This is a genomic window from Glycomyces sp. NPDC049804 (genome assembly GCF_040674615.1).
Taxonomy (GTDB): Bacteria; Actinomycetota; Actinomycetes; order Mycobacteriales; family Micromonosporaceae; genus Glycomyces; species Glycomyces niveus.
Map to the genome: position 1 here is coordinate 298,875 of NZ_JBFAMQ010000001.1, position 23,876 is coordinate 322,750.

Here is a 23,876-nt window from a genome sequence, read left to right on the forward strand (position 1 = left end):
CGAGGATCGCAATCAGCGGAGATCGCAATCACGTGTCTCACACCGTGCACGATCATTCGACGCAAGCCGTCCAGTCGCAGGCCCAGAGGCTGTTCACCACGATCAGGACCGTCTGCTCAGCGGACAGCCCAGGGGTGTTGCACCCAGTGTCAACCGTCGTCTTCCAACCGCCGAGGCCGCAGCATGGCCGAAAGCGGCCGAAGCGATGGCGAGACGCAGACCAGAACATCGGCATTGCGGCTATTTGAAAGACGCGGAAACTCCTCGAATCCACTTCGAAGTTCCGCCAGGGAAGGAATCCATTGAGCGACACCACCGGCACGACGTCGGACCGGATGAGCGATGCGGCTTCGGCTTCGGAAGAGCTTCCGGAGACCAAGAAGCGCCGTCGGGCAGGAACCGGTCTGGCCTCTATGCTGATGCCCGAGCTCCAGCAGATGGCGCAATCGCTCGGCATCACCGGCGTTGGCCGGATGCGCAAGAGCGAGCTGATCGCCGCCATCCAGGAACGGCAGGATGCGGGCTCGCAGCCCGGCGGTGCCAGCGCGGAAAAGGAGGCCCCGCCAGTGCCTGACTCTGACCAAACGCCCAACGCCGAGGCCCCGTCGACCACTGTCGACGCCGCGCCCGCCGGCGCCGGCTCCGAGAGTGCAGAGGCCAAGGGCGGCACCGCCGCCCGCCGGGCGACCCGCCCGGCCGGCCCGCCGCAGCCGCGCCGCCGCGAAGAGCGTCAGACCGAAGCCGTTGAGTCCGAAGCCCAGTCGTCCGGCGTCGCCGTGATCGAGTCCGAAGAGGACCGCCCGCAGCGCCGCCGCCGCTCCCGTGAGAACGGGCGCGACAACCGCGAAGCCGGCCGTGACGGCGGCCGCGAGAACGGCCGCCGCGAAGACCGCCAGGAGCGCGCCGAGCAGTCCGAGGCCCGCACCGAGACCCGCGAGCGCCGCGAGGACGACGGCTACGACGACCGCGGCCCCCGTGACGGCGACGGCGACGGCCGCCGCCGCAAGCGCCGCGACCGCTCCGACCGCCGCCAGCGCGGCGGACGCGACGAGGCCGAGCAGCGCGACCGCCAGCCGCAGCAGAACGACGAGCAGCTCGTTCCCGTCGCGGGCATCCTCGACATCCTCGACAACTACGCGTTCATCCGCACCACCGGCTACCTCGCCGGCCCGGACGACGTGTACGTCTCGATGTCGCAGGTCCGCAAGTACCGCCTGCGCCGCGGCGACGCCATCACCGGCGCCGTCAAGCCCAGCCGCGGCGGCGAGGAGCCGAACGGCCAGGGCGGCAAGCAGCAGCAGCGCCGCGAGAAGTACAACCCGCTCGTGCGCCTCGACACCGTCAACGGGATGAGCCCCGACGACGCGAAGAAGCGCGACGAGTTCTACAAGCTCACGCCGCTGTACCCGCAGGAGCGCCTGCGCCTGGAGACCGAGCCGAACGCGATCACCACCCGCGTCATCGACCTGGTGGCCCCGATCGGCAAGGGCCAGCGCGCCCTCATCGTCTCCCCGCCCAAGGCCGGCAAGACGATGGTGCTGCAGGCGATCGCCAACGCGATCACCACGAACAACCCCGAGTGCCACCTCATGGTGGTCCTCGCGGACGAGCGGCCCGAAGAGGTCACCGACATGCAGCGCTCGGTGAAGGGCGAGGTCATCGCCTCGACCTTCGACCGTCCGCCGTCGGACCACACCACGGTCGCCGAGCTCGCGATCGAGCGCGCCAAGCGCCTGGTCGAACTCGGCCACGACGTGGTCGTGCTGCTCGACTCGATCACCCGCCTGGGCCGCGCGTACAACAACTCGTCGCCCGCGTCGGGTCGCATCCTGTCCGGTGGTATCGACTCCACCGCGCTCTACCCGCCGAAGCGCTTCCTGGGCGCGGCGCGGAACATCGAGCACGGCGGGTCGCTGACCATCATCGGCACGGCGCTGGTCGAGACCGGCTCCATGGGCGACACGGTGATCTTCGAGGAGTTCAAGGGCACGGGCAACGCCGAGCTCAAGCTCGACCGCAAGATCGCCGAGAAGCGCACGTGGCCCGCGATCGACGTCCACCAGTCGAGTACCCGCAAGGACGAGCTCATGATGAGCCCCGAGGAGCAGGCGGTCATGCTGAAGCTCCGCCGGGTCCTGTCCTCGCTGGACCCGCAGCAGGCGATCGACCTGCTGATCGACCGGTTGAAGAAGACGCAGACGAACGCCGAGTTCCTGATGCAGATCGTCAAGAACACGCCCGGCGAGTAAGTGTGCAAGACGTGAGGCTGCTCTGGTTGAGAGCGGCCTCACGCCTTACTATGGAGAGCTGGTGCGCAGGTCGCGCATCCACCAGGGCGAGCTTGCGAGCCCGCCCGAAGTCCAGAATGAGCCCCTCGGGGCCTTACCGGTTCCGGTTCACGGCCGCTGCGGCGGCCGACCCGGCGGCCGCCATGAAAGGGAAGTCATGAAAGACGGGATCCACCCTCAGTACGTCGTCACCGAGGTGACCTGCTCCTGCGGGAACGCGTTCACCACCCGGTCGACGGTCGCCAGTGGCAAGATCCAGGCTGCGACCTGCAACAAGTGCCACCCGTTCTACACCGGCAAGCAGCGCATCCTCGACACCGGCGGTCGCGTGGCCAAGTTCAAGGCCCGCTACGCCAAGACCCAGGAGAAGGCTGCTCAGGCCGCCAAGTAGCTTTGCCGCGCAGCGCTCGTGTCCTTTGACGCGGGCGCTGCGTTTTTTCGTACTTGAATGTCCTCTGGCACTGCTCTCTTTAAGGAACCGCAATGACGACCGCTGCCGACAACCGCCTGGAATCGCTCCTCGCCGAATTCCGCGACCTGGAAGTCCAGATGGGCGACCCCGCCCTGCACGCCGACCAGGCCCAGGCGCGGCGGGTCGGGCGCCGCTACGCCGAGCTCTCGCCGATCGCGAAGACCGCCGAGGACATCGCGACCGCGAAAGAGGACCTCGAGACCGCCGAGGAGCTGGCGAAGGAGGACTCCGACTTCGCGGACGAGGCCGAGAGCATCCGCAAGCGCATCCCCGAGCTCGAGTCGAAACTCGCCGAGCTGCTGGTCCCGCGCGACCCCGACGACGCCAAGGACGTGATCATCGAGATCAAGGCGGGCGCGGGCGGCGAGGAGTCCGGCCTGTTCGCCGGGGACCTCATGCGCATGTACCTGCGGTACTTCGAGCGCCTGGGCTGGGCCGTCGAGACCCTCGAGATGGTGCCCACCGACCTCGGCGGCATCAAGGACTCCTCGATCGCCGTGCGCACCAAGGGCACGCCCGAGGGCGGCAACGGCGTGTGGTCGCGCATGAAGTTCGAGGGCGGCGTGCACCGCGTGCAGCGCGTGCCCGTGACCGAGTCGCAGGGCCGGGTGCACACCTCCGCCGCGGCGGTCGTGGTCATGCCCGAGGCCGAAGAGGTCGACTTCGAGCTGAACATGAACGACGTGCGGGTCGACGTCTACCGCTCCTCCGGCCCCGGCGGCCAGTCGGTCAACACCACCGACTCCGCGGTGCGCCTCACGCACGTGCCCACGGGCGTGGTCGTGACCAGCCAGAACGAGAAGAGCCAGCTGCAGAACAAGGAAGCCGCGATCAAGGTGCTCCGCGCCCGGCTCCTCGCGAAGCAGCAGGAGGAGGCCGCCGCCGCGGCCGGCGCCGCCCGCCTCTCCCAGGTGCGCACCGCGGACCGCTCCGAGCGCATCCGCACCTACAACTTCCCGCAGAACCGGCTCACCGACCACCGGGTCGGCTTCACCGCCTACAACCTCGACCAGGTCATGGACGGCGCGCTCGACGAGGTCCTGGACGCCCTCGCCGCCGCCGACCGCGCCGAGCGCATGGCCCGCGGCTCCGAGTAATGCCGACGGAGCAGCCGCCTGTCAAACCATGGCCGGAGATGATCGCAGAGGCGGCGGCGTTGCTTGCCGCGGCAGGAGTCCCTTCGCCTCGCGTGGATGCTGAACTGCTCGCCGCTCATGTGGCGGGGCTGAGGCGAAGCCAATTGCTGATCGCCGACCGACCGACTTTCGCCCAGGGGCTCGTATTCGCCGGTCTCGTTGAGAGACGCTGCACCCGCGAGCCGCTGCAGCACCTGACCGGTTCGGCCGCGTTCCGCTACGGCGAGCTCGCGGTCGGGCCGGGGGTGTTCGTGCCCCGGCCCGAGACCGAACTGCTCGTGGACTGGGCGCTCGCGCACCTGCCGAAGGGCGGCATCGTGATCGACGCCTGCTCCGGCTCCGGGGCGGTCGCGCACGCGATCGCGACCGAGCGGCCCGACGCGACGGTGTGGGCCGTCGAGATCGACCCCGACGCCTTCGAATGGCTCGAATCGAACCTCGAGGGCACCGGTGCAACCCCGGTCCTGGCCGACGCGACCGCCGCCGGGACGCTCGCCGAACTCGACGGGACCGTGGACCTCGTCACCGCGAACCCGCCGTACGTCCCGTTCGAGATCGAGGTCGCGCCCGAGGTCGACTTCGACCCGTCCGGCGCGGTCTACGCCGACGAAGCGGGCCTGGCCGTGATCCAGCCGCTCGCCGTGCGCGCGGCGGGCTGGCTCAAGCCCGGGGGCTGGTTCGGCTTCGAGCACGACGACACGCACGGGAAGGCCGCGCCGGCGATCCTGGGTGTCAGCGGGTTCACCGAGACCGAGGACCACGACGACCTGGCGGGCCGCCCGAGGTTCGCGACGGGAAGGCTAGGCTTGTCGCCGTGAGGCTGTTCAATTGCAGGAAGATCAAGGACCGCGCGACCGGATTGAAGTCCGCGGCCAGGGCCGTGACCGGCGGTCGGCTCGTCGTCATTCCCACCGACACCGTCTACGGCATCGGCTGCGACGCGTTCAATCCCACGGCCGTCAAGGCGCTGCTCGCCGCCAAAGGCCGCGGGCGCGACATGGCGCCGCCGGTCCTCATCGGCTCGAAGCGGGCGCTCGACGGGATCGCCTCCGACATCCCGGACTCCGCCAAGGAGCTCATCGAGGCGTTCTGGCCCGGGCCGCTGACCATCGTCGTGCCGTACACCCCGTCCCTGACCTGGGACCTCGGTGACACGGACGGCACGGTCGCGGTGCGCATGCCGCTGCACCCGCTCGCGCTCGAACTGCTCAAGGAGACCGGCCCGATGGCCGTGTCCTCGGCGAACAAGACCGGCCAGCCGCCGGCCGAGACCGCCGGCGACGCGAAGGCGCAGCTCGGCTCCGACGTCTCCGTGTACCTGGAGGCCGGCCCGAGCGAGGACAACGAGCCGTCGACGATCATCGACTGCGTGGCCCACCCGCCGCAGATCCTGCGTCTGGGCGCGCTGAGTCTCGAGCAGATCCGCAAGATCGTGCCCGAGACCCTCGACCGCGACGGCTACGGCCCCGGCCAAGGACCGGAAGACGACGAGCCCGAAGCGGACGAGGCCGAGCCGGCCGAAGCCGCCGCGGAGTCCGCCGAAGCGAAGGCCGACGAGTGACCTCGCTCTTCACCGTGCTGCACGTGTGCACCGGCAACATCTGCCGGTCGCCCATGTCCGAGCGCGTCCTCGCCGGGCTCACCGGCGAGGACGTGTACAACCACGGCGCGGGCATCTCGGCCTACCACGAGGGCGAGAACATGCAGAACAACGCGATGACCGAGCTCGAGTCGCGCGGCTTCGACCCCGACGGCCACCGCGCGAGGCACCTCCTGCGCGAGCACGTGGAGGCCTCGGACCTCATCCTCGTGGCCACGACCGGGCACCTCGACTACATCGCCGAGCGGTTCCCCGAGGCTTCCGGCAAGACCTTCCTCGTACGCTCGTTCGGGCCGATGGCCGCCGACCTCGCCGCGACCCTGCCCGACGGCGACATCGCCGTGCGCGGCAAGGCGCTCGTCGACGCGGCCGACGCCCGGCGCGGCGACTACGAGGAGATCGACCTCGCCGACCCCTGGGGGATGCGCCAGGAGGTCTATTCGCAGATCGCCGACCAGCTCGAGGCGGCGCTGAAGCCCGTCGCGGCCGCGTTGGAAGCGCGCTGATGGGCAAGGTCAAGGGCTTCTTGAAGCCGTGCCTCTTCGCCGCGGGAATCGCGGCGGTCCTCGCCGTGGTCGTCGGCGGGATCACAGCCGGAGGCACCGGCGCGTGGGCCGCTCCGGCAGGAGTAGCCTTGGCCGCCTTGGGTTTCGCGGGTTCTGCGGCGGCGGTCGCACTGGCGGAGACCTTTGACCTGCGTCTCACTCTGCCTATGGCGTTGATCACTTATTCGGTCAAACTGGCGCTGGTCCTGACGATCCTCTCGATCGTCAGAACGGCCGTGCCCGACGCCCTGCTGCCCTTCGCCTACGGAGTGATCGGCGGCGCCGTCGCCTGGCTCGCCACCCAGGTCGTCTGGGCCTACAAGGCCAAAATCCCCTATATCGAGCTCGATTCGCGATCTTGACGAATTCTTGACGCCTCCACGCGACACGCGGTGTTTCTTAGAGGTTGACAACTCTGCACGGATGGCGCTCATCTCAGCGAACCCGCTGGGCAGTTCCTGTGTAGTAGCTGTTAGAGTTCAGCTCGACATGGCCGACATGGAACCCCCCGATCGCAAGCCCCAGCCGGACGGTTCGGACATGGGCTGGCGCGCGCTGGGATATCTGCTGTCCGGGCTCATCTTCTGGGGTGGTCTCGGATACCTGGTCGACCTTTGGCTCGAACTGCCCAAAGTCGGGCTCCTGGTAGGGATGCTTGTCGGTGCTGCAGCAGGGATCTACCTGCTGATCAAGCAGATGTCGCCGTAACTTGACCGACACTGACTGAGAGGCGTGACTCGCGTGACCGACTCAGCCACCGTGCTGGCCGAAGGGGACTCCCACTTTCCGCCCGGCCTTCACAACTTTGACTTCCGTGACTGGTTCACCGGGCTCAGCGACACCGCCCTCGCTCACATGTTCACCACCATCACCTTCGCGGTGTGGGCCTCTGTGGCGGTCTTGATCGTCTTCTTCCTGTGGGCGTACCGCAAGCCCCAGATCGTGCCGACCAAGAAGCAGTGGATCGCCGAATCCGCCTATGGCTTCATCCGGAACACCGTCGCCATCGACCAGATGGGCAAGAAGGAAGGCGTGCGATTCGCGCCCTACCTCGCGACGCTCTTCCTCTTCATCCTCGTCATGAACTTCTGGGCCATCGTGCCCGGCATCCAGATCTCCCCGAACTCGCACATCGCGTTCCCGCTGATGCTCGGCGTGCTCTCCTGGGCGATCTACATGTTCGTCGGCTTCAAGAAGCACGGCTTCATCGGCTTCCTCAAGATGACCTGCGTGCCCCCGGGGGCCCCCTGGTTCATCTACCCGCTGCTGATTCCGATCGAGTTCCTGCAGAACATCATCCTGCGACCGGTCACTCTGGCACTGCGGCTCTTCGCGAACATGTTCGCCGGCCACCTCATCCTGCTGGTGTTCATCCTTGGCGGCTTCGAGATGCTCAACGCGAGCAACATCTTCGTGCAGGGCCTGTCGGTCTTCTCGTTCGCCATGGGCATCGCGATGACCTTCTTCGAGCTCATCGTCATCCTGCTGCAGGCCTACGTGTTCACCCTGCTGACGGGCATGTACATCCAGGGGTCCCTCGCGGACGAGCACTAGACGCTCCCCGAGCTTCCGCCGGCCACGGCGAAGCTCGCGAGCCGATGAACCCCGCCCCACACAGTTTTCGCAATTGAAGAACAACGTGCGCGTGACGGACACGCCACGCTGACACCTAGGAGAAAAACGCCATGGAAGGCAGCCTCAACGTCGTCGGTTACGGCCTCGCTGCGATCGGCCCCGGTATCGGTGTCGCCCTGATCTTCGCCGCGTGGATCACCGCCACCGCTCGTCAGCCCGAGTCGGCCGGTATCACCCGCCCGATGCTGTTCATGGGCTTCGCCCTCGTCGAGGTTCTGGCCCTGTTCGGCCTGGTCCTCGCGTTCATCAACTCCTAACCACCACCTTACGGAGCGAACATGATTCACGCCGCCGAAGGAGGCACGGCGATCCTCTTCCCGATCTGGCAAGAGATCCTCGTCGGCGCCATCGCCTTCGGTCTGCTGTGCTTCGTGCTCATGAAGTTCGTCTTCCCCATGATGGAGAAGACCTTCGAGGCACGAGTGGACGCGATCGAAGGCGGCATCGAGCGGGCTGAGCGGGCTCAAGAAGAGGCCAACCAGACGCTCGAGGAGTACCGCCGCAAGCTCGCCGCCGCGCAGGAGGAGGCCGCCGCGATCCGCGACGAGGCCCGTGCCGACGCGGTGGCCGCCAAGGAGGAGATCCTCGTCTCCGCCCGCGAAGAGGCCAACCGCGTCATCGCGGCCGGCCACGCGCAGGTCGAGGCCTCTCGCCAGCAGCTCGTCCGCGAGCTGCGCAGCGAGGTCGGGAACCTGGCCGTTGACCTGGCCGGGAAGATCATCGGTCAGCGCCTCGCCGGCGACGCCGACACGACGGCGACTGTGGACCAGTTCCTGTCCCAGATCTCCGACGAGACGGCCGAGACGAGCGGAGCGCGCTGATGTCGACGACTGGACGCGAAAGCATCGAGGCCGGCCGGGCCGTGCTGGAGGCCGCTGCCTCCGGCCACTCGGCCGAGCAGCTCACCGAGTGCGGCGATCAGCTGCTGGGAGTGACGAGGTTCCTCGTCGACCAGCCTCGGCTGCGTCGCGCCCTGTCCGACCCCGCCCGCACGGCGGACGACCGGGAGGGCCTGGTCCGCGGGCTCATCGCGGCCCAGGTGGGCGCGACCGCCGCCGACGTGGTGGCCACGCTCGTGCGCGGCCGCTGGGGCACCCCGTCCGAACTGGCCGACGGCACCGAGCAGATCGCCGTCGCGGCGCTGCTGCTCGCCGCGACCAAGGAAGGGACCCTGGCGAACGTCGAGGACGAGCTGTTCCGCTTCGGGCGGCTCGTCGACGGTGACGCCGAACTCGCCGCGGTGCTCGGTGCCTCCGGCACCGACCCGAAGGGCCGGGCCTCGCTGATCGAGAACCTGCTCGAGGGCAAGGCCGAGCCGGTGACCGTGAAGCTCGCGACCGCCGCCGCCTACGGCATCGGCGGTCGCAGCTTCCACGCCTCACTGGCCCACCTGGTCGAGGCCGCCGCGGCGGCCCGCGACGAGACGGTGGCCTATGTGACCGTGGCGAAGCCGCTCGACGAGGCCGGGGAGCGCCAGCTCGCCGCCAAGCTCAGCCTGGTCTACGGGCGCCCTGCGGCGCTCAAGGTCACGGTCGACCCCGCGATCGTCGGGGGCATCCGAGTGCAAGTCGGCTCGGACCTGTGGGACGGCTCCGTCTCGCGCCGCCTCGACGAAGCCCGCCAAGCCTTGGCCGGACGCTGATCCAGCCGGTAATTACAGAAAGGTAAACGTTCAGATGGCTGAATTGACCATCTCCTCTGACGAGATCCGTAGCGCGCTCGACGCCTACGTCTCGTCGTACCGGCCGGAGATCACCCGCGAAGAGGTCGGTACCGTCACCAGCGCCGGCGACGGCATCGCCGTCGTCGAGGGCCTGCCCTCCGTCATGGCCAACGAGCTCCTGGAGTTCGAGGGCGGCGTGATGGGCCTGGCCCTGAACCTCGACGTCCGCGAGATCGGCGCCGTCCTCCTGGGCGACCCGACCAAGGTCGGCGAGGGACAGTCCGTCAAGCGCACCGGCAAGGTCCTCTCGGTCCCGGTCGGCGACAAGTTCCTGGGCCGCGTCGTCGACGCCCTGGGCAACCCGATCGACGACCTCGGTCCGATCGAGGCCGAGACCGAGCGCGAGCTCGAGGCCCAGGCCCCGAACGTCATCAACCGCCAGTCGGTGTTCGAGCCGGTCGAGACCGGTATCAAGGCCATCGACTCGATGACCCCGATCGGCCGCGGCCAGCGCCAGCTGATCATCGGCGACCGCAAGACCGGCAAGACGCAGGTCGCGATCGACACGATCATCAACCAGCGGGCGAACTGGGAGTCGGGCGACCCGAACAAGCAGCTGCGCTGCATCTACGTCGCGGTCGGCCAGAAGGGCTCCACCGTCGCCGGCATCAAGGGCATGCTCGAAGAGCACGGCGCGATGGAGTACACCACCATCGTGGCGGCCAACGCCGACGAGCCCGCGGGCCTGAAGTACCTGGCCCCCTACACCGGTTCGGCCATCGGCCAGCACTGGATGTACGGCGGCAAGCACGTCCTCATCGTCTTCGACGACCTCTCGAAGCAGGCCGAGGCGTACCGCACCGTGTCGCTGCTGCTGCGTCGTCCCCCGGGCCGCGAGGCCTTCCCCGGTGACGTCTTCTACCTGCACTCCCGTCTGCTGGAGCGCTGCGCGAAGCTCTCGGAGGAGCTGGGCGGCGGTTCGCTGACCGGTCTGCCGATCATCGAGACCAAGGCCGGCGACATCTCGCAGTTCATCCCGACCAACGTCATCTCGATCACCGACGGCCAGGTCTTCCTCGAAGAGGGCCTGTTCAACTCGGGTGTGCGTCCGGCGATCAACGTCGGTACGTCCGTCTCCCGTGTCGGTGGCGCCGCGCAGACCAAGGGCATGCGCTCGGTCGCCGGTTCGCTCCGCCTGGACCTGGCCCAGTACCGCGACCTGGAGGCGTTCGCCGCCTTCGCGTCGGACCTGGACGCCGCGTCGAAGGCCCAGCTGGACCGCGGTCTGCGCCTGGTCGAGCTCCTCAAGCAGGGTGTGGCCGAGCCGTTCCCGATGGGCGAGGAGACCATCTCGATCTGGGCGGGCACCTCGGGTGCGCTCGACGATATCCCGGTCGGCGAGATCCGCCGCTTCGAGAACGAGTTCCTGACCTACATGCGCGCCAACCACAAGGACCTCGTCGCGCAGCTCACCGTGGGCAAGGACAAGGTCTCGGGCGACATCGAGGACACCCTCAAGCGCGCCATCGCCAAGTTCAAGCAGATGTTCAAGGCCACCGCCGACGACCTTCACGTGACCGACGCCGCCGAAGACGCCCTCGAGGGCGACGTCGACGTCGAGACCGTCAAGCGCGTCAAGAAGGGTTAGCCATGTCAGCGCAGCTTCGTACTTTGCGCAAGCGGCTGAAGTCGACCCAGTCCATCAAGAAGATCACCAAGGCGCAGGAGCTGGTCGCGACCAGCCGCATCGCCAAGGCGCAGGACCGGGTGGCGGCTTCGCTGCCGTACGCCCGGGCCATGACCGGCGTGATGACCTCGCTCGCGAGCAACGCGTCGATCAACCACCCGCTGCTGCAACCGCGGCCGCAGGTGCGCCGGGCGGGCGTCCTGGTGGTCACGGCCGACAAGGGGATGTGCGGCGCGTACAACGCGAACGTCATCCGCACGGCCGAGCAGTTGGTCTCCCGGCTCGCCGAGGAGGGCAAGCAGCCGGTCCTGTACGTCGCCGGCCGCAAGGGCGTCGACTACTACCGGTTCCGTTCCCGCCCGATCGTCCACTCGTGGACCGGGTTCTCCCAGTTGCCGAAGGTCTCGGACGCGCAGGAGATCACGCGGACGCTGCTCGCGGCGTTCATGTCCGGCGCCGACGACGTGGGTGACGACGCCGGAGCGGACGGTATCCTTGGTGTCGACGAACTGCACATCGTCCACACCAAGTTCGTCTCGCTGCTGACGCAGACCCCTGAACCGCGGCAATTGGCTCCCCTCGAGGTCGAAGAGGTGGAGGAGTCCGAGCTCGAAGAGCACGTGCTCCTTCCCGACTACGAGTTCGAGCCGAACCCGGAAGCGCTGCTCGACGCGCTGCTGCCGAAGTACTTGACGACTCGCATCTACGCGGCGCTGATCGATGCCGCGGCGAGCGAGTTGGCGTCGAAGCGTCGGGCCATGAAGGCGGCTTCCGACAATGCCGATGAATTGATCAAGACCCTGCGGCGGAGCGCGAACGCGGCGCGGCAGGCGGCGATCACGCAGGAGATCAGCGAAATCGTGGGTGGGGCCAGTGCCCTTTCCGCCGCAGGAAGAGAGTAACGATGACTGACACTCAAGGAGTGGGGCGCGTCGTACGGGTCATCGGGCCGGTCGTCGACGTCGAGTTCCCTCGAAACGCCATCCCGGCGATCTTCAATGCACTGCATGTGGACATCGAGTACGGGGGCCAGAAGAAGACCGTGACCCTCGAGGTCGCCCAGCACCTGGGCGACAACCGAGTCCGTGGCATCTGCATGGCCCCGACCGACGGCATGGTCCGCGGCACCGAGGTCCGCGACACCGGTGCGCAGATCAAGGTCCCGGTCGGCGACGGCATCAAGGGCAAGGTGTTCAACGTCCTCGGTGAGTGCCTGAACCTGGCTGAGGGCGAGACGCTCGAGGCCGACGACTACTGGGAGATCCACCGCCACGCCCCGGCGTTCGCGCAGCTGGAGCCGAAGACCGAGATGCTGGAGACCGGCATCAAGGCCATCGACCTCCTCGCCCCGTACGTCAAGGGCGGCAAGATCGGCCTGTTCGGCGGCGCCGGCGTGGGCAAGACGGTGCTCATCCAGGAGATGATCATCCGCGTCGCCCAGAACTTCGGTGGTTCTTCGGTGTTCGCCGGTGTCGGCGAGCGCACCCGTGAGGGCAACGACCTCATCGCCGAGATGGCCGAGGCCGGCGTCCTCCCGAAGACCTCGCTGGTCTACGGCCAGATGGACGAGCCGCCGGGCGTGCGTCTGCGCGTCGCCCTGTCGGCCCTGACGATGGCCGAGTACTTCCGCGACGTCAAGAACCAGGAGGTGCTGCTCTTCATCGACAACATCTTCCGGTTCACGCAGGCCGGTTCGGAGACCTCCGCGCTGCTGGGCCGCATGCCCTCGGCCGTGGGCTACCAGCCGACCCTGGCGGACGAGATGGGTGAGCTCCAGGAGCGCATCACCTCGCTGCGCGGCAAGGCCATCACCTCGATGCAGGCCGTGTACGTCCCCGCGGACGACTACACCGACCCGGCGCCGTTCACCGCGTTCACCCACCTGGACGCGACGACGAACCTCGAGCGGAAGATCTCCGACAAGGGCATCTACCCGGCGATCGACCCGCTCGCCTCGAACTCCCGCATTCTGGAGCCCGAGGTCGTCGGTGCGGAGCACTACGCGGTGGCGTCGACGGTGAAGCAGATCCTGCAGAAGTACAACGAGCTGCAGGACATCATCGCCATCCTCGGCATGGACGAGCTCTCGGAAGAGGACAAGCTCGTCGTGGGCCGCGCGCGCCGCATCGAGCGCTTCCTGTCGCAGAACACGTTCGCGGCGAAGCAGTTCACCGGCGTCGAGGGCTCGTTCGTCCCCGTCAAGGAGACCGTCGAGGCCTTCAAGAAGATCGCTGAGGGCGAGTACGACCACTTCCCCGAGCAGGCGTTCTTCATGTGCGGTGGCCTCGACGACCTGCACAAGAACGAAGAGGAGCTGCGCAAGAAGGGCTGACCTATTGCGATGCTTATCGAAAGCGGCCCCGGAACTTCGGTTCCGGGGCCGCTTTTCCGTGGTCTAGATGCCGCGGCCGCGGCGGTGCAGGGCGGCCATGACGGCGGGGACGCCGACGATGCCCGCCGCCGCGGCGGCGGCGACGGCGGCGCGGGGCTCGCTCGGGTTGGCCTTCGTGGCGCGCAGCGCCCAGCGGAGGGCTTCCTTGCGGTCGCCGGTGGCGGCGTGCCAGCAGGCGATCTGGCCGTAGACGCGGGCGGCGCCCTCGGGGCTGCCGTGGATCTCCGGGTGGCGGTCGAGTATCCACCGCAGTGAGGAGATCTTGGTGTCCCAGCGGGTCTCGAAGTGCGAGCCGGCCCAGTTGACGAGGGCGTACGGGACGTCGACGTGGGCGATGGGGCGGCGCCTGGAGGCCCGCAGGAGCATGTCCCAGTCCTCGTTCTGGCTGCCGGGCGCGTCTTCGGCGACGAGGCCGAGCCCGCCCAGGAGCGCGGAGCGGCGGAACAGGAACGTGGAGGAGTGCAGCATCATCATGCGCGAGCGGAGCAGGTCGACGTGGCGCACCATGGTCTTCTGCGCGAGCCGGGAGTTGCGGCGGCCGCGGTAGTCGACCTCGATCGCGGTGGTGCACAGCTCGGCCTCGGTGCCGAGCGCGGTCACCTGCGCGGCGAGCTTGCCCGGGAGCCATTCGTCGTCGTCGTCGAGGAACGCCACGAGATCGGTGTCCAGCCCGGTGATCCCGGTGTTGCGGGCCCCGGCGAGGCCGGGCGTGCGCTCGTTCTTGACCACGCGCACGGGCCGCTTGCCGTCCGCCGCGAGGTCCTCGTCCACTTTGGCTCGGTCGAAGACGACGATCACTTCGAGTTCGCCGGGGTAGAACTGGGTCAGCACCGAGCGCAGCGCCGCGCGCACCTGCTGGGGGCGGTTGTGCGTGGGGATCACGACGCCCACCGACGGCCAGTCAGTCACGGGCGGTCACCTCTTCCAGAACGGGTTCGTCCACAGGGGTCTCCTCTTCGTCGAGGTAGCCGTAGCGGCCCAGGAGGGGCCGGGTGAGGGTGGAGACCATGCGCCGGGTGCTCTCGGGCAGGTCCTCGGTCCAGGCCTCGTCGGGGTAGATCGGGATGCGCCCCACGGTGAACCGCATCGGGTTGCCGGCCGCCGAGTGGCTGGGGCCGAGGTCGGCCCAGCCGTCCCCGATGAAGTTGTAGTCCGATTCGGTCAGGTCCAGACCGCAGAACCGGCCCAGGGACGCGATCACTTTGCGCGGGCGCTGGATGATCCGCTCGTACCGGACCCGGCGCACCGGCACGCCGCGGCGGGCCAGGAGGCTGAACGCGGCGTTCTGCGCGTTCCACAGCATCGCGGCCTTCGCGGGGGAGTAGCGGGTCATCTGGTCGCCCGTGGGCGACTCGGGGCGGGCGACCTTCTTGGTCCACGAGTAGGCGACGCCGCGCGAGTCGCGCACGACGTGCAGCACCCGCAGGTCGATCTTGGGGGACCAGCGCAGGCAGTACGCGAGCGAGGCGTGCTTGGAGGAGTCGACGACGACCTGCGCGCGCGTGTCCTTGGCGGCGGCGGTGTAGATCTTCTCGAAGTACTCGGCGTACTCGGTGACGAGCTGGTGCTGGGCGGGCGCGAGGCGCTTGGCCGCGAGCGCGGGGATGTGCCGGGTGCGGTCCACTGTGGCCTTGAGGGCGTTGAGCCGCTCGACGTCGACGTGCTCCCATGACCCGAAGGCCCGCTCGCCGATCCGCTGCCAGAACTCGCAGTGCGAGAAGGCGGCCCCGCACGCGCACATCTCGTTGCCGACGAGGTCCCGTTCCCACAGGTGGGTGATCTCGCCGAGGGGGACGACGCCGGGGAGCTGACCGAGCAGGCGTTCGAGGAGCGTCGTACCGCTGCGACCGAGACCCCCGATGAAGACCACTTTGACGCGGTTCTCGGACCGCTCGGCCGTGTCGGCGATCTTCACGCTCACTGAACCCTCGCTCACCCTGGTGCTTCGCTGCCTCCGGGGCCGCGATCCGAGCCTGGCTCGGAAACCTGCAGGCGCCCCTTGATGATTCGTATAACGACGAGGGGTGGGGTGGGGGACACGCCCTGTCGCCAAAATTCCCGGAAAATCGCACGCGGACCTCTAACGTCTGATCGCATGGAGCGTTTGGGCCCTTCCCGCGCGGACCGCGGCAGCGGCGCGACACCTCGGCCGACCTCAGGGCCCGCGAAGCGAGTGTCCGTGGGCGGCATCGCCATCGATCCGGTCACCGAAGCAGGGGCGGTCGCACGCGTGCTCGACGCGCTCGAGGCCGGGCGGGGCGGTCAGATCGTGACCCCGAACGTGGACATCGTCGCCGCGGCCCGCCGGAGCCGCGAGCTGCGCGCCGTCATCGCCGCCTCGGACCTCGTCGTCGCCGACGGCGCGCCCCTCGTGTGGGCCTCCAAAGTGGCCGGAACGCCGCTTCCCGCCCGCGTGGCGGGCTCGGACCTCGTCTGGTCGCTCTCCGCGGCCGCCGCGACCCGCGGCCTGCGCGTGGCCCTCCTGGGCGGCACGCCGGACGCCGCCGCGCGGCCCACCGAGCGCGCCGCCGACCTCCTCGAAGCCCGCTACCCGGGCCTCAAAGTGGTCGGCGCGTGGTGCCCGCCCATGGGCTTCGACAAGGACGAGTCGCAGTGGCGCGCGCTCGTCGAACGCGTCGAGAGCGCCGCCCCCGACCTCGTCTACGTCGGCCTCGGCTTCCCCAAGCAGGAGCATGTGATGGTGCGCCTGCGCTCGGCCGCCCCCGCCGCGTGGTTCCTCGGGTGCGGCGCGAGCATCGACTTCATCGCCGGATACCGCCGCCGCGCCCCGAAATGGATGCAGCGCACGGGCACCGAATGGGTCTTCCGGATGCTCTCCGAGCCGCGCCGCCTCGTCCGCCGCTACCTCAAGGACGACGTTCCCGAAGCCGTGCGCCTCCTCGCGGAGGCCTGCCGGGAACGTCGCCGCGGCGCCCGCTAAGCGTCGGCGGGCGATGTAGACCACGTCAGTGGCCCGCTTCGACAGCGGGGACGCCAGCGCGGCGTCCGCGGCCCTGGCGGCCCAGCCCCACGGCGCGCGGTAGCAGCCCTGGGTGAACAGCGTGAAGCCCTGCATGCCGACCAGCTCGAAGCCGTGGCGCGCGAACAGGTCCCGCATCTCCTGGTGCGAGAGCTCCTGGAACCACGTGCTCGCGTCGAGGCGCCCGAAGGTCTTGCGCAGGTGCCGCAGCGACGAGGCGTTGCCGTGGTTCTCCACGAGCAGCAGCCCCGCGTCCGCGTCCGGCAGCGCGGCCGAGGCGAAGTCCATCAGCTGGTCGCGCAGGTGCAGGTCCACATTGAGCACGAACCGGAACGCCGTCACCAGCGCCGGGCGCCCCGGGTCGACCTCGGGCGCGGCCAGGCCCGGCCGCACCAGGTGCGCGTAGCCGGGCGTGCCCAGCTCGCGGCCCTTCTGCAGCATGGCCTCGGAGGTGTCGTAGCCGTGCGAGACCGCGACCAGCCCCGCGAGCATCCGCGAGACGCGGCCGGTGCCGCAAGCGAAGTCGTGGTGCGTCGGCCGGGTCGCGAACGCGTTCGGCACGAAGCCGCGCAGCCACCCGGCCTGGCGGGTGGAGACGATCGACGAGAACGTGCCCGGGGCGTAGGTGCGCTCGGCGTACTTCTCTACCGCGGTCGGGTCCTGGAACACCTCGGTGTAGTTGCTGGCCACGAATTCCCTTTCAAGGTCAGATCCGGTTCCGGTAGCGCAGCAGCGCCACCGCCCACGCGAGGCCCGCGGCCGCGAGCGCGGCCGCCGTCAGAAATGGGCCTAGTGGCGAGACAACCAGCGGCAGGACCCCGAATCCGAGACCGGCCGCGAACAGCGCCCGCCTCGTCAACGCCCCGAACGGGTGCAAGCCGAACGTGCGCCACAGTTGCGCGAGTGGAACCAAATTATTGACCAGAACGGCCGCCGACCACGCGATCGCCGCGCCGACTACCCCCATCGAAGGGATCAACGCGAGGTTCAACCCCACATTGACCACGAGTGAAATCGAGACGTCGACCAACTGCCACGAGGTCCTGCCGGCCATCGCCAGCATCGAGTCGACCACGCCGCACGCCGAGCTGACCATCATCGCGGGCACCAGGATCCACACCACGAGCCGCGCGTCGCCGCCGACGTACTCGCCGCCGAACAGCCGCAGGTACCAGTCCGCGAGCAGCCCCACGCCCAGGTACACCGGCCAGGTGAGCGCCACGATCCACGCCGTCGACGCCTGGTACAGCGACCGCGCCGCCGCGGGCTTCCCGGCGGCCATCGCCGCGGCCGCGCGCGGCTGCACCGACTGCCCGACCGCGCCCGAGGCCATCTGCCCCACGATCACGAACCGGGTCGCGACCGTGTACACCGCCGCCGGGCCGAGCCCCGCGAGCGCCGCGACCATGATGATGTCGAGCCGCTGCAGCCCCAGCTGCGCCACGCCCGCCGCCGCGCGCGGCGCCGTGAACCCCCAGAACGCCCGGGCCGAGACCCGGTCCGGGAACCCCTGGTCAGGGCGCGAACGGCGGTGCCGCCGCAGCAGGTACCAGCCCGCCGCGAGCGCCGCCGGCAGGTACGGCAGCACCCACGCGAACGTGATGGTCAAGGGCGACGCCGTGCCCGCCAACGCGATCGCGCCCAACCCGACCAGCTGCGCGACGGTGCGCCCCAGCTTGTCGATGAGCACCGACGGCCCCATGAGCCGGTACCCGCGGGTCGCCGCGAGCAGCGCGTCCATCGCGACCGACGCGGGCAGGAACACCGCGATGAGCCGCACCAGGTCCGGGCTCGCGAACATCGGCGCGGCCAGCAGCAGCCCGAACGCCGCCGCCATCGACACGATCGCCGCGGGCCACAGCCCCAGCTTGAGCACCGACCCGACCGCGCCGTCCCGCCCGTTCTGGTGCAGGCGCGCCACCCAGTACACGAGCCCCGTCGGCGTGCCGAGCCGCGCGATCGCGCCCGCCAGCAGGAAGACCGACGTCGCCGTGAAGAACGCGCCCGCCTCGGCGGGGGAGAGCGCCACCGCCGCGAGCCACGTGACCGCCAGCCCCCCGAGCCCGGACACCGCCGCGCCGACGAGGTTGACGAGCCCGCCGCGGGCGGTGCCGCGCAGTTCCTCGCGGCCCGCCTCCTCGACGGCCGCGGTACCCGCGGCGGCCGTCAGCGACGCCAACTCGGCACGCCCCCAAGCCAGTCGGCGAGCCGCTCGTCATAGGGCCCGTAGTGCTCGGTCAACTGCTCGCGCAGGGCCGCGGACATCGGCGAAGGGCGCCCGCGCGCGTTGTGCCGCGCGAACGAGAACTCGCCGAGCCACGGCAGCCCCAGGAACCGCAGCACGCGCTCGAACGCGTCCTCCGGCCGGGAGAAGAACTCGCCCGAGTCGAGCACCAGCACCCGGTCCCGGCCCACCTGGTTCGCGAGCGGCTCAAGGAAGTCCGTATATTGGCCGCGCGCCGTGTACGCGTGGTGCTGGTGGTCGAAGTCGTACAGCGACGGGTCGGCCCGCAGCGCCGCCTCCTTGCCCTCGAGCCGCCCCGCCTCCGCGGCGACGGCCTCCTCGAAGTCCGCGATCGGCTCGAACCCGCGCGCCACCTCGTGCGCGTGGTGCGACCACGCCCGCTCGACCGGGTCGCGCACGAGCACGATCACCTTGACCCCCGGCAGGTCCCGCGCGAACCGCTCCGCCGCGAGCGGGTGGTACAGGTAGTACGGGCTCGACTCGAACGCGACCGGCGCGAGCCCGGTGTGGTCGGCGATCCGCCGCGAGGCCGCCTGCGTCGGGAAGTGCCCCCGGTACCAGGCCATGCCCTTGTCGTAACCGGTGTCGAAGTAGTGCACGCCCTTGTGGAACACCGGCTTCATGATCGCCGGGTGCTGCGCGAGCGCCCGGTACAGGGACGTGGTGCCGCAGCGCTGGCCGCCGCAGATCAGCAGGCCCGGCAGCATGCGCGATGACGCCGTCAACCGCCCGAACGTGCGGGAGGAGTGGCCGACGACGGCCTTCAACTGGCTCGGGATGCGCTCGCGGAGCGACCTCGGGCTCATCACTGGCCTCCCGTCTCGGAAGCGGTGCGCTGGCGGGCGATGTGCCGCAGCAGGGTGGGCAGGAGCCAGCGGCCGAGGGCGCCGAGCGCCGCGCCGGCCCGCTCGGCCTGGTCGCCCATGTAGCGGGCGGCGAGGTCGACGAGGTACAGCAGCGCGGTCGGCTCGGCCTCGCCGGGCGCGACGCCCATGGGCGCCAGGATGGACGGCGCTTCGGCCACGAGACCGAGGACGGCCGTGGTCGGGTCGGCCCCGCGGGTGACGATGTGGTCCTGGAGCCGGTAGTGGGCGGCGTCGAACCCGTACGGGACGCCGGTCTCGAACCGCTCGAGGTCCCACAGGTAGACCAGGTCCTCGGTCTCGCGGGTGTTCCACGGCGACCAGTCGCCGTGCCACGCGCCGAAGGTCAGCTCCGTGCCGGCGTACCGGTCGAGCAGGGTCTCGCCCGCGGTCTGGAGCGTGTCCGCGTCGGTCTCGCCGCGGTCGGTGAGGTCCTTGAGCCGGCCGCGGAGCCGCACCGCGTAGTCGGACTCGCCGAGCGGCGAGCGGGCGGTGCCGCACGCGTCGGCGAGTTCGCGCATGGCGGCGGTGCGGCGGGAGGGCCCGAGGTCCGACGGGGCGTCCCAGGACGGGAGCGCCGAGGTCACCATCAGGTTGTGGCCGTTCCAGTTCCCGGCGTGCAGGAGTTCGGGCACTCGCAGCAGCCGCAGGTCGCAGAACTCGCTGAGGCGCCGCGTCGCGTTCGTCTCGGCCTCGACGAGCTCGCGGGTCAGCGGGTTGACCCCGAGCTTGGCGAAGGCGACCGTCTCGGCGTCCCCGTTGAGGATCTGCAGCACCGGCTTGCGGTTCGCCCGCGCCGGACCGATATGGACGCTCAGATGGACCTCGTGGCCGAGCACCGTGGCGAGGTGGTCGTCGATGCCCTCGGCACCGCCGACCTTGATGCGGTGCGGCAGCAGCATCCGGTCGAGGCCGAGGCGCAGCGCCCACACGGCGGCGTCGCGCTTGAGACGCGCGCCGCGCGCGGCGGGCCGGGCGTAGCGGTGGAGCGCGGCGGCGGCGACCTTGCGATCGGCCGCCGGGATGAGCACGCGCGGCTTGCGGCGGCCGGGCACCACGATGTACGGGCGCGGAGCGTCGCCTTGCGCCGCACCGGGGTACAGCTGGTCGACCACCTCCGCGAGGTAGGTCGCGCGCCTGCGCAGGTCGTCGGTGGTCTTCAGGGCTCGGCTCATCGGTTCTCCGTCTCTGGGCCGTGGTGTGGAACCCCGGGCGGGCGGCCCGTGGCGAGGAGGACGTAGCTGAGCAGGGTGAACAGGAGCGGCGTCACGAGGGCGTTGTAGTAGAACATCGTGATCAGCGAGAAGCCGACGACGGCGCTCCCGGCGATGCCGACCGCGGTGTGGTCGTGCCGGAACCGCCACAGCACCGCGAGCGCGAACCCGAGGTAGGTGACGGTGCCGAGGATCCCGTGGGCGAACATGACCTGCCACAGCTGCCCGTTCCCGCCGAGGGTGCGCCCGCCGCAGCGGGGGCATTCGGGGGTGGGGCCGACCGCGATCGACTCGCCCGAGCCGAGCGTCTTGCGCGTCGATCCGAAGCCGATCACGGGGGAGTGCTCGACGACGAGTGCCGTGGCGCGCTCCGAGGAGAACGCCCGGCCGTCGTCGGAGTGCCCGTTGTCGAGCCGGGTCTGCACCACCGTCCCCAATGGCGTCAGGACCACGAGCAGCACCGCGGCGCAGCCGGCTCCCGCGAGGGCGAGCATGCCGCCCGGTCTGCCGGAGACGAGCAGCCGCAGGGCCGCGAAGACCGCGATGGCGGCGAGCCCGAGCCACAGGCCGCGGTTCATCGAGTACACGGCGGGCACGAGCGAGGCGACGAGCAGGACGACGGCGGCGATGCGCCACTTCGTCTTCACGGGCGTGCAGAACGCGGCGATGGCGAACCAGACGGCGGTGATCGCGAAGTTGTTGCCCCACGTGTTCGTGTAGCCCCAGGGCGCGGCCGGGCGCGGCGTCTCGTAGCCGAGGAAGTCCATGGTCTGCGCGGCGGCCGGGTGCACGAGGGACTGCACGAAGCCGTCCTTCGCGACGGCCTTCGGCAGCAGCGCCTCCACCGGCGACGTGTACTCGAACGACCCGAAGAACGTGCCGAGGAACCCGCCCGCGACGGTGACGACGAACAGCCAGCCCAGCAGCCGGATCAGCCGCTCCCGCCGGAGCTTGCCCTCGACCACCAGGTTGTACGCCCACAAGGCGATGAGGGTGCAGCAGCAGTAGAAGCCGAACCTGAACGTCGCCCCGGGCAGGCTCGAGAACCACGTCTCGGGCACGGTCCCGGGCGGGTCGACCCCGAGGTTCGCGAGGCTCAGCGTGACCGCGAGAAGGAACAGCAGCCACCACCCGAACGCGGGCGGCACGGCGATCGACCTGCGCCGCACCAGCTTCACCGCCGCGACGGCCGCCACGAACGGGATCACGAGGACGCCCATGCCGAGCGCCCACCACAGCGGGAAGCCCGCGAGGAGCCAGGTGAGCGAGGCGCCCTCCCGGGCCTCTCGCGCCTGCAGGTCGAGCCGGCCGCGCCCGGCGGACCGGGCGGCCGCGAGGAGCGTCATCGCGGCTCGACCGCGGAGCGGACCGCGGGGATGACCTGCGTGGTCTCCAGGTCCTCGACCGGCTCGAGCGAGTCCGTGGGCGTCTCGTCCTCGGACACCGCCGGCGTGTGCGGCGCCTCGCGGCGCGCGCCCGGCAGCGGCACGGTGTTCATCGGGCCGAGCACGCTCGGAAGCAGGACCGCGCCCAGCAGCGGCGTGTCGATCTGCCGCATGGCCAGCGCGGCCGCGGCGGTCTCGCCGATCGAGTCGCGGCCGGACTGGACGGCGAGGATCACCGCGTCGGCGTGCCCGGCGAGCAGCTGCGCGTCGGCGCTGCACGACAGCGGCGGGGCGTCCACGACCACGAAGCGCCCGGCTTCGGCGAGCTTCGAGAACGTCTCGGCGGCGGCCTCGCTGGTCGGCCCGGTGGCCCGGGCGGCGGCGCCGGGGCCGATCACGTTGAGGCTGGGCTGGCGCGGCGCGGCCTGCGTGGCCACCGCGAGGTCGACCCGGCCGGACCAGACGTCGGCGAGGCCCGGCACGGAGTCCGTGCCGAACAGCTCCGGCAGGCCCACGGTGGTGCTCGGGTTGGCGGCGACGGCGGTGGCGCGGTCGCCCGCCCGCGCCATCGCGGTGGCGAGGTTCGCGGCGACGACGCTCGCGGCGGGACCGGGGGCCACGCCCGCGACGACGATGACGCGCCGGTCGTGCGTCAACTGCGCGGAGACGACATTCCTGAGCTGGGAGAAGACCCGGCCGCCGGGGCTGTAGGCGCCGAAGACCTCGCGGCGCTGGAACTTCACGGTCGGGGGCACGGAGGCGAGCACGTCGAGTTCGCACCGTTCGACCAGGTCGGTCGGGTAGGCGACCTTGCGGGCCAGGCGGTGCCGGGCCCACGCGAGGATGAGGCCGAGCGGCAGGCCGATGCCGAGCGCGGCGGCGAGGTTGAACATCGCGTTGGGGCTCACGGGCTTGCCGGGCACGGAGGCCTGGTTGATGACGCGGCCGGGCGAGACCGCGCCCTGCTGGGCCTCGATCCCGGCGATTTCGGCCTCGATCTCGTCGGCCTGCTGCTGCAGCCCGTCGAGTTCGGCTTCGAGCCGGGACCGGCCGTTCTCGCCCGAGTCCATCCCGGACAGCTCGGCTTCGGCGGCCGCGATGTCGGCCTTGACCGCGTCGAGCTCGACGGTGTCGGCGGCGATCGCGCTTTCGAGCGAGGCGGTGGCCCCGGCGCGGCGGTGCTCGAGGTACGCCTCGCTGAACGCGACGGCCCCGGCCTTGGCGGCTTCGGCGTCGCCGGCGCGGAAGGCGATCTCGAGTACGGCCGTGTTGGGCGGCACGGTGACCGACACGCGCGAGACGAGGTCGTCGGCGTCCGCCGAGCCGAGCGCTTCGGCGGCGGCCACGGCGACCTCGGTGGACTTGACGAGCTGGGCCTCGGTGTCGAGGTTGACCTGCCCGGCGGTGCGGGCGCCGGCCACCTCCGTGTCGCTCGCGGTGGGCAGCACCAGGATCGAGGACGTGGACTCGTAGACCTCCTCGCTCAGCGAGGTGTAGGCGAACCCGGCGGCCAGCGCCGCGGCCACCGTTCCGATGATGAGCCACCAGGAACGGCGGACGATGACGCCGTAATCGGCGAGCGTGCGGGCGGCAGGGGTCCTCAACGCGAAGGCCTTTCTCGTTCACGGGATCTCGATTGAGTAACGAGCGACTCGACCGCGAGGTGACGGCCGGGCGGGCTTGAGGCGCGCCATGCGCGGGGCGAAGGTTGTGTTTGTGAGAGCAGACTAGTAAAAACCATTATGGTCGTTGATATCGTAAATCGCAGCAT

General features: G+C 70.1%; 23 protein-coding genes and 1 pseudogene. 16 read left to right on the forward strand and 8 right to left on the reverse strand.

Annotated features, from left to right (window positions below; genetic code table 11):
• The first annotated feature begins 302 nt into the window (after window positions 1-302).
• The 15 genes from rho to atpD all read left to right on the forward strand — a co-directional run bounded on the left by rho (window position 303) and on the right by atpD (window position 13,358).
• Window positions 303-2,249 (forward strand): transcription termination factor Rho, encoded by a 1,947-nt coding sequence (gene rho, locus AB0K52_RS01395; RefSeq protein WP_363524500.1) that lies wholly within the window; start codon window positions 303-305, stop codon window positions 2,247-2,249.
• A 196-nt stretch (window positions 2,250-2,445) separates the two neighbouring features.
• Window positions 2,446-2,679 carry a 50S ribosomal protein L31 gene (gene rpmE, locus AB0K52_RS01400; protein ID WP_208495325.1) on the forward strand — a complete coding sequence of 78 codons (234 nt, stop codon included), beginning with the start codon at window positions 2,446-2,448 and terminating at the stop codon, window positions 2,677-2,679.
• Between the two features lie 92 nt (window positions 2,680-2,771).
• Window positions 2,772-3,857: a peptide chain release factor 1 gene (prfA, locus tag AB0K52_RS01405; protein WP_208495324.1), complete on the forward strand. Its 1,086-nt coding sequence runs from the start codon at window positions 2,772-2,774 to the stop codon at window positions 3,855-3,857.
• Between the two features lie 38 nt (window positions 3,858-3,895).
• Window positions 3,896-4,714 (forward strand): peptide chain release factor N(5)-glutamine methyltransferase, encoded by an 819-nt coding sequence (gene prmC / locus AB0K52_RS01410; protein ID WP_363524505.1) that lies wholly within the window; start codon window positions 3,896-3,898, stop codon window positions 4,712-4,714.
• Entirely contained in the window at window positions 4,711-5,457 is a 747-nt protein-coding gene (locus AB0K52_RS01415) for an L-threonylcarbamoyladenylate synthase (protein ID WP_363524508.1), read from the forward strand. The genes prmC and AB0K52_RS01415 overlap by 4 nt, the downstream gene beginning before the upstream one ends.
• Window positions 5,454-6,002: a phosphotyrosine protein phosphatase gene (locus AB0K52_RS01420; RefSeq protein ID WP_363524511.1), complete on the forward strand. Its 549-nt coding sequence runs from the start codon at window positions 5,454-5,456 to the stop codon at window positions 6,000-6,002. Before AB0K52_RS01415 ends, AB0K52_RS01420 begins: the two co-directional genes overlap by 4 nt.
• Window positions 6,002-6,403, forward strand: a complete 402-nt coding sequence (locus tag AB0K52_RS01425; protein ID WP_363524514.1) for a hypothetical protein — start codon at window positions 6,002-6,004, stop codon at window positions 6,401-6,403. Before AB0K52_RS01420 ends, AB0K52_RS01425 begins: the two co-directional genes overlap by 1 nt.
• A gap of 127 nt (window positions 6,404-6,530) precedes the next feature.
• Complete coding sequence (locus tag AB0K52_RS01430) at window positions 6,531-6,749, forward strand: AtpZ/AtpI family protein (protein ID WP_208495320.1); 219 nt, start codon at window positions 6,531-6,533, stop codon at window positions 6,747-6,749.
• Between the two features lie 33 nt (window positions 6,750-6,782).
• Entirely contained in the window at window positions 6,783-7,595 is an 813-nt protein-coding gene (atpB, locus tag AB0K52_RS01435; protein WP_208495319.1) for a F0F1 ATP synthase subunit A, read from the forward strand.
• A gap of 131 nt (window positions 7,596-7,726) precedes the next feature.
• Window positions 7,727-7,933: a F0F1 ATP synthase subunit C gene (locus AB0K52_RS01440; RefSeq protein WP_208495318.1), complete on the forward strand. Its 207-nt coding sequence runs from the start codon at window positions 7,727-7,729 to the stop codon at window positions 7,931-7,933.
• Between the two features lie 21 nt (window positions 7,934-7,954).
• The gene (locus AB0K52_RS01445; protein ID WP_363524519.1) at window positions 7,955-8,497 is read left to right on the forward strand and encodes a F0F1 ATP synthase subunit B; all 543 of its coding nucleotides are present in this window, start codon (window positions 7,955-7,957) and stop codon (window positions 8,495-8,497) included.
• On the forward strand, window positions 8,497-9,318 hold the full coding sequence (locus AB0K52_RS01450) for a F0F1 ATP synthase subunit delta (RefSeq protein WP_363524522.1): 822 nt from the start codon (window positions 8,497-8,499) through the stop codon (window positions 9,316-9,318). Before AB0K52_RS01445 ends, AB0K52_RS01450 begins: the two co-directional genes overlap by 1 nt.
• Window positions 9,319-9,352: 34 nt before the next feature.
• Window positions 9,353-10,987, forward strand: coding sequence for a F0F1 ATP synthase subunit alpha (atpA, locus tag AB0K52_RS01455; protein ID WP_363524525.1), 1,635 nt, complete (start codon window positions 9,353-9,355; stop codon window positions 10,985-10,987).
• Window positions 10,988-10,989: 2 nt separating this feature from the next.
• A complete protein-coding gene (locus AB0K52_RS01460; protein WP_363524528.1) occupies window positions 10,990-11,928 on the forward strand; it encodes a F0F1 ATP synthase subunit gamma in 939 nt (312 codons plus the stop codon).
• A gap of 2 nt (window positions 11,929-11,930) precedes the next feature.
• Entirely contained in the window at window positions 11,931-13,358 is a 1,428-nt protein-coding gene (gene atpD, locus AB0K52_RS01465) for a F0F1 ATP synthase subunit beta (protein ID WP_363524531.1), read from the forward strand.
• Between the two features lie 63 nt (window positions 13,359-13,421).
• Here the strand turns inward: atpD and AB0K52_RS01470 are convergent, their stop codons facing one another.
• Window positions 13,422-14,327, reverse strand: coding sequence for a glycosyltransferase family 2 protein (locus AB0K52_RS01470; protein WP_363524534.1), 906 nt, complete (start codon window positions 14,325-14,327; stop codon window positions 13,422-13,424).
• Window positions 14,320-15,339, reverse strand: coding sequence for a sulfotransferase (locus AB0K52_RS01475; protein ID WP_363524537.1), 1,020 nt, complete (start codon window positions 15,337-15,339; stop codon window positions 14,320-14,322). Before AB0K52_RS01475 ends, AB0K52_RS01470 begins: the two co-directional genes overlap by 8 nt.
• 258 nt (window positions 15,340-15,597) lie before the next feature.
• Here AB0K52_RS01475 and AB0K52_RS01480 point away from each other — a divergent pair, with 258 nt between their 5' ends.
• Window positions 15,598-16,359, forward strand: a complete 762-nt coding sequence (locus AB0K52_RS01480) for a WecB/TagA/CpsF family glycosyltransferase (RefSeq protein ID WP_363524540.1) — start codon at window positions 15,598-15,600, stop codon at window positions 16,357-16,359.
• Window positions 16,360-16,557: 198 nt separating this feature from the next.
• On the opposite strand, the pseudogene AB0K52_RS01485 reads toward AB0K52_RS01480, so the two are convergent.
• The 6 genes and pseudogenes from AB0K52_RS01485 to AB0K52_RS01510 all read right to left on the reverse strand — a co-directional run.
• Window positions 16,558-16,890 (reverse strand): annotated as a pseudogene (locus AB0K52_RS01485) (SAM-dependent methyltransferase); the annotation flags it as partial.
• A 214-nt stretch (window positions 16,891-17,104) separates the two neighbouring features.
• A complete protein-coding gene (locus tag AB0K52_RS01490; RefSeq protein WP_363524543.1) occupies window positions 17,105-18,577 on the reverse strand; it encodes a polysaccharide biosynthesis C-terminal domain-containing protein in 1,473 nt (490 codons plus the stop codon).
• Entirely contained in the window at window positions 18,565-19,449 is an 885-nt protein-coding gene (locus AB0K52_RS01495; protein ID WP_363524546.1) for a sulfotransferase, read from the reverse strand. The genes AB0K52_RS01490 and AB0K52_RS01495 overlap by 13 nt, the downstream gene beginning before the upstream one ends.
• Window positions 19,449-20,681 carry a hypothetical protein gene (locus tag AB0K52_RS01500; RefSeq protein ID WP_363524549.1) on the reverse strand — a complete coding sequence of 411 codons (1,233 nt, stop codon included), beginning with the start codon at window positions 20,679-20,681 and terminating at the stop codon, window positions 19,449-19,451. The genes AB0K52_RS01495 and AB0K52_RS01500 overlap by 1 nt, the downstream gene beginning before the upstream one ends.
• Window positions 20,678-22,066: a hypothetical protein gene (locus AB0K52_RS01505; RefSeq protein WP_363524552.1), complete on the reverse strand. Its 1,389-nt coding sequence runs from the start codon at window positions 22,064-22,066 to the stop codon at window positions 20,678-20,680. Before AB0K52_RS01505 ends, AB0K52_RS01500 begins: the two co-directional genes overlap by 4 nt.
• Window positions 22,063-23,709: a Wzz/FepE/Etk N-terminal domain-containing protein gene (locus AB0K52_RS01510; protein WP_363524555.1), complete on the reverse strand. Its 1,647-nt coding sequence runs from the start codon at window positions 23,707-23,709 to the stop codon at window positions 22,063-22,065. Before AB0K52_RS01510 ends, AB0K52_RS01505 begins: the two co-directional genes overlap by 4 nt.
• Between the last annotated feature and the right edge of the window lie 167 nt (window positions 23,710-23,876).

What these genes read in the sequence shown, in the direction of transcription:
- atpA (WP_363524525.1), top strand. Translation starts at nt 9,353, where the DNA reads ATGGCTGAATTGACCATCTCCTCTGACGAGATCCGTAGCGCGCTCGAC.
- AB0K52_RS01430 (WP_208495320.1), top strand. Translation starts at nt 6,531, where the DNA reads ATGGCCGACATGGAACCCCCCGATCGCAAGCCCCAGCCGGACGGTTCG.
- rpmE (WP_208495325.1), top strand. Translation starts at nt 2,446, where the DNA reads ATGAAAGACGGGATCCACCCTCAGTACGTCGTCACCGAGGTGACCTGC.
- AB0K52_RS01425 (WP_363524514.1), top strand. Translation starts at nt 6,002, where the DNA reads ATGGGCAAGGTCAAGGGCTTCTTGAAGCCGTGCCTCTTCGCCGCGGGA.
- prfA (WP_208495324.1), top strand. Translation starts at nt 2,772, where the DNA reads ATGACGACCGCTGCCGACAACCGCCTGGAATCGCTCCTCGCCGAATTC.
- AB0K52_RS01500 (WP_363524549.1), bottom strand. Translation starts at nt 20,681, where the DNA reads ATGAGCCGAGCCCTGAAGACCACCGACGACCTGCGCAGGCGCGCGACC.
- AB0K52_RS01495 (WP_363524546.1), bottom strand. Translation starts at nt 19,449, where the DNA reads ATGAGCCCGAGGTCGCTCCGCGAGCGCATCCCGAGCCAGTTGAAGGCC.
- AB0K52_RS01445 (WP_363524519.1), top strand. Translation starts at nt 7,955, where the DNA reads ATGATTCACGCCGCCGAAGGAGGCACGGCGATCCTCTTCCCGATCTGG.
- atpD (WP_363524531.1), top strand. Translation starts at nt 11,931, where the DNA reads ATGACTGACACTCAAGGAGTGGGGCGCGTCGTACGGGTCATCGGGCCG.
- AB0K52_RS01505 (WP_363524552.1), bottom strand. Translation starts at nt 22,066, where the DNA reads ATGACGCTCCTCGCGGCCGCCCGGTCCGCCGGGCGCGGCCGGCTCGAC.
- AB0K52_RS01440 (WP_208495318.1), top strand. Translation starts at nt 7,727, where the DNA reads ATGGAAGGCAGCCTCAACGTCGTCGGTTACGGCCTCGCTGCGATCGGC.
- prmC (WP_363524505.1), top strand. Translation starts at nt 3,896, where the DNA reads ATGATCGCAGAGGCGGCGGCGTTGCTTGCCGCGGCAGGAGTCCCTTCG.
- AB0K52_RS01460 (WP_363524528.1), top strand. Translation starts at nt 10,990, where the DNA reads ATGTCAGCGCAGCTTCGTACTTTGCGCAAGCGGCTGAAGTCGACCCAG.
- AB0K52_RS01450 (WP_363524522.1), top strand. Translation starts at nt 8,497, where the DNA reads ATGTCGACGACTGGACGCGAAAGCATCGAGGCCGGCCGGGCCGTGCTG.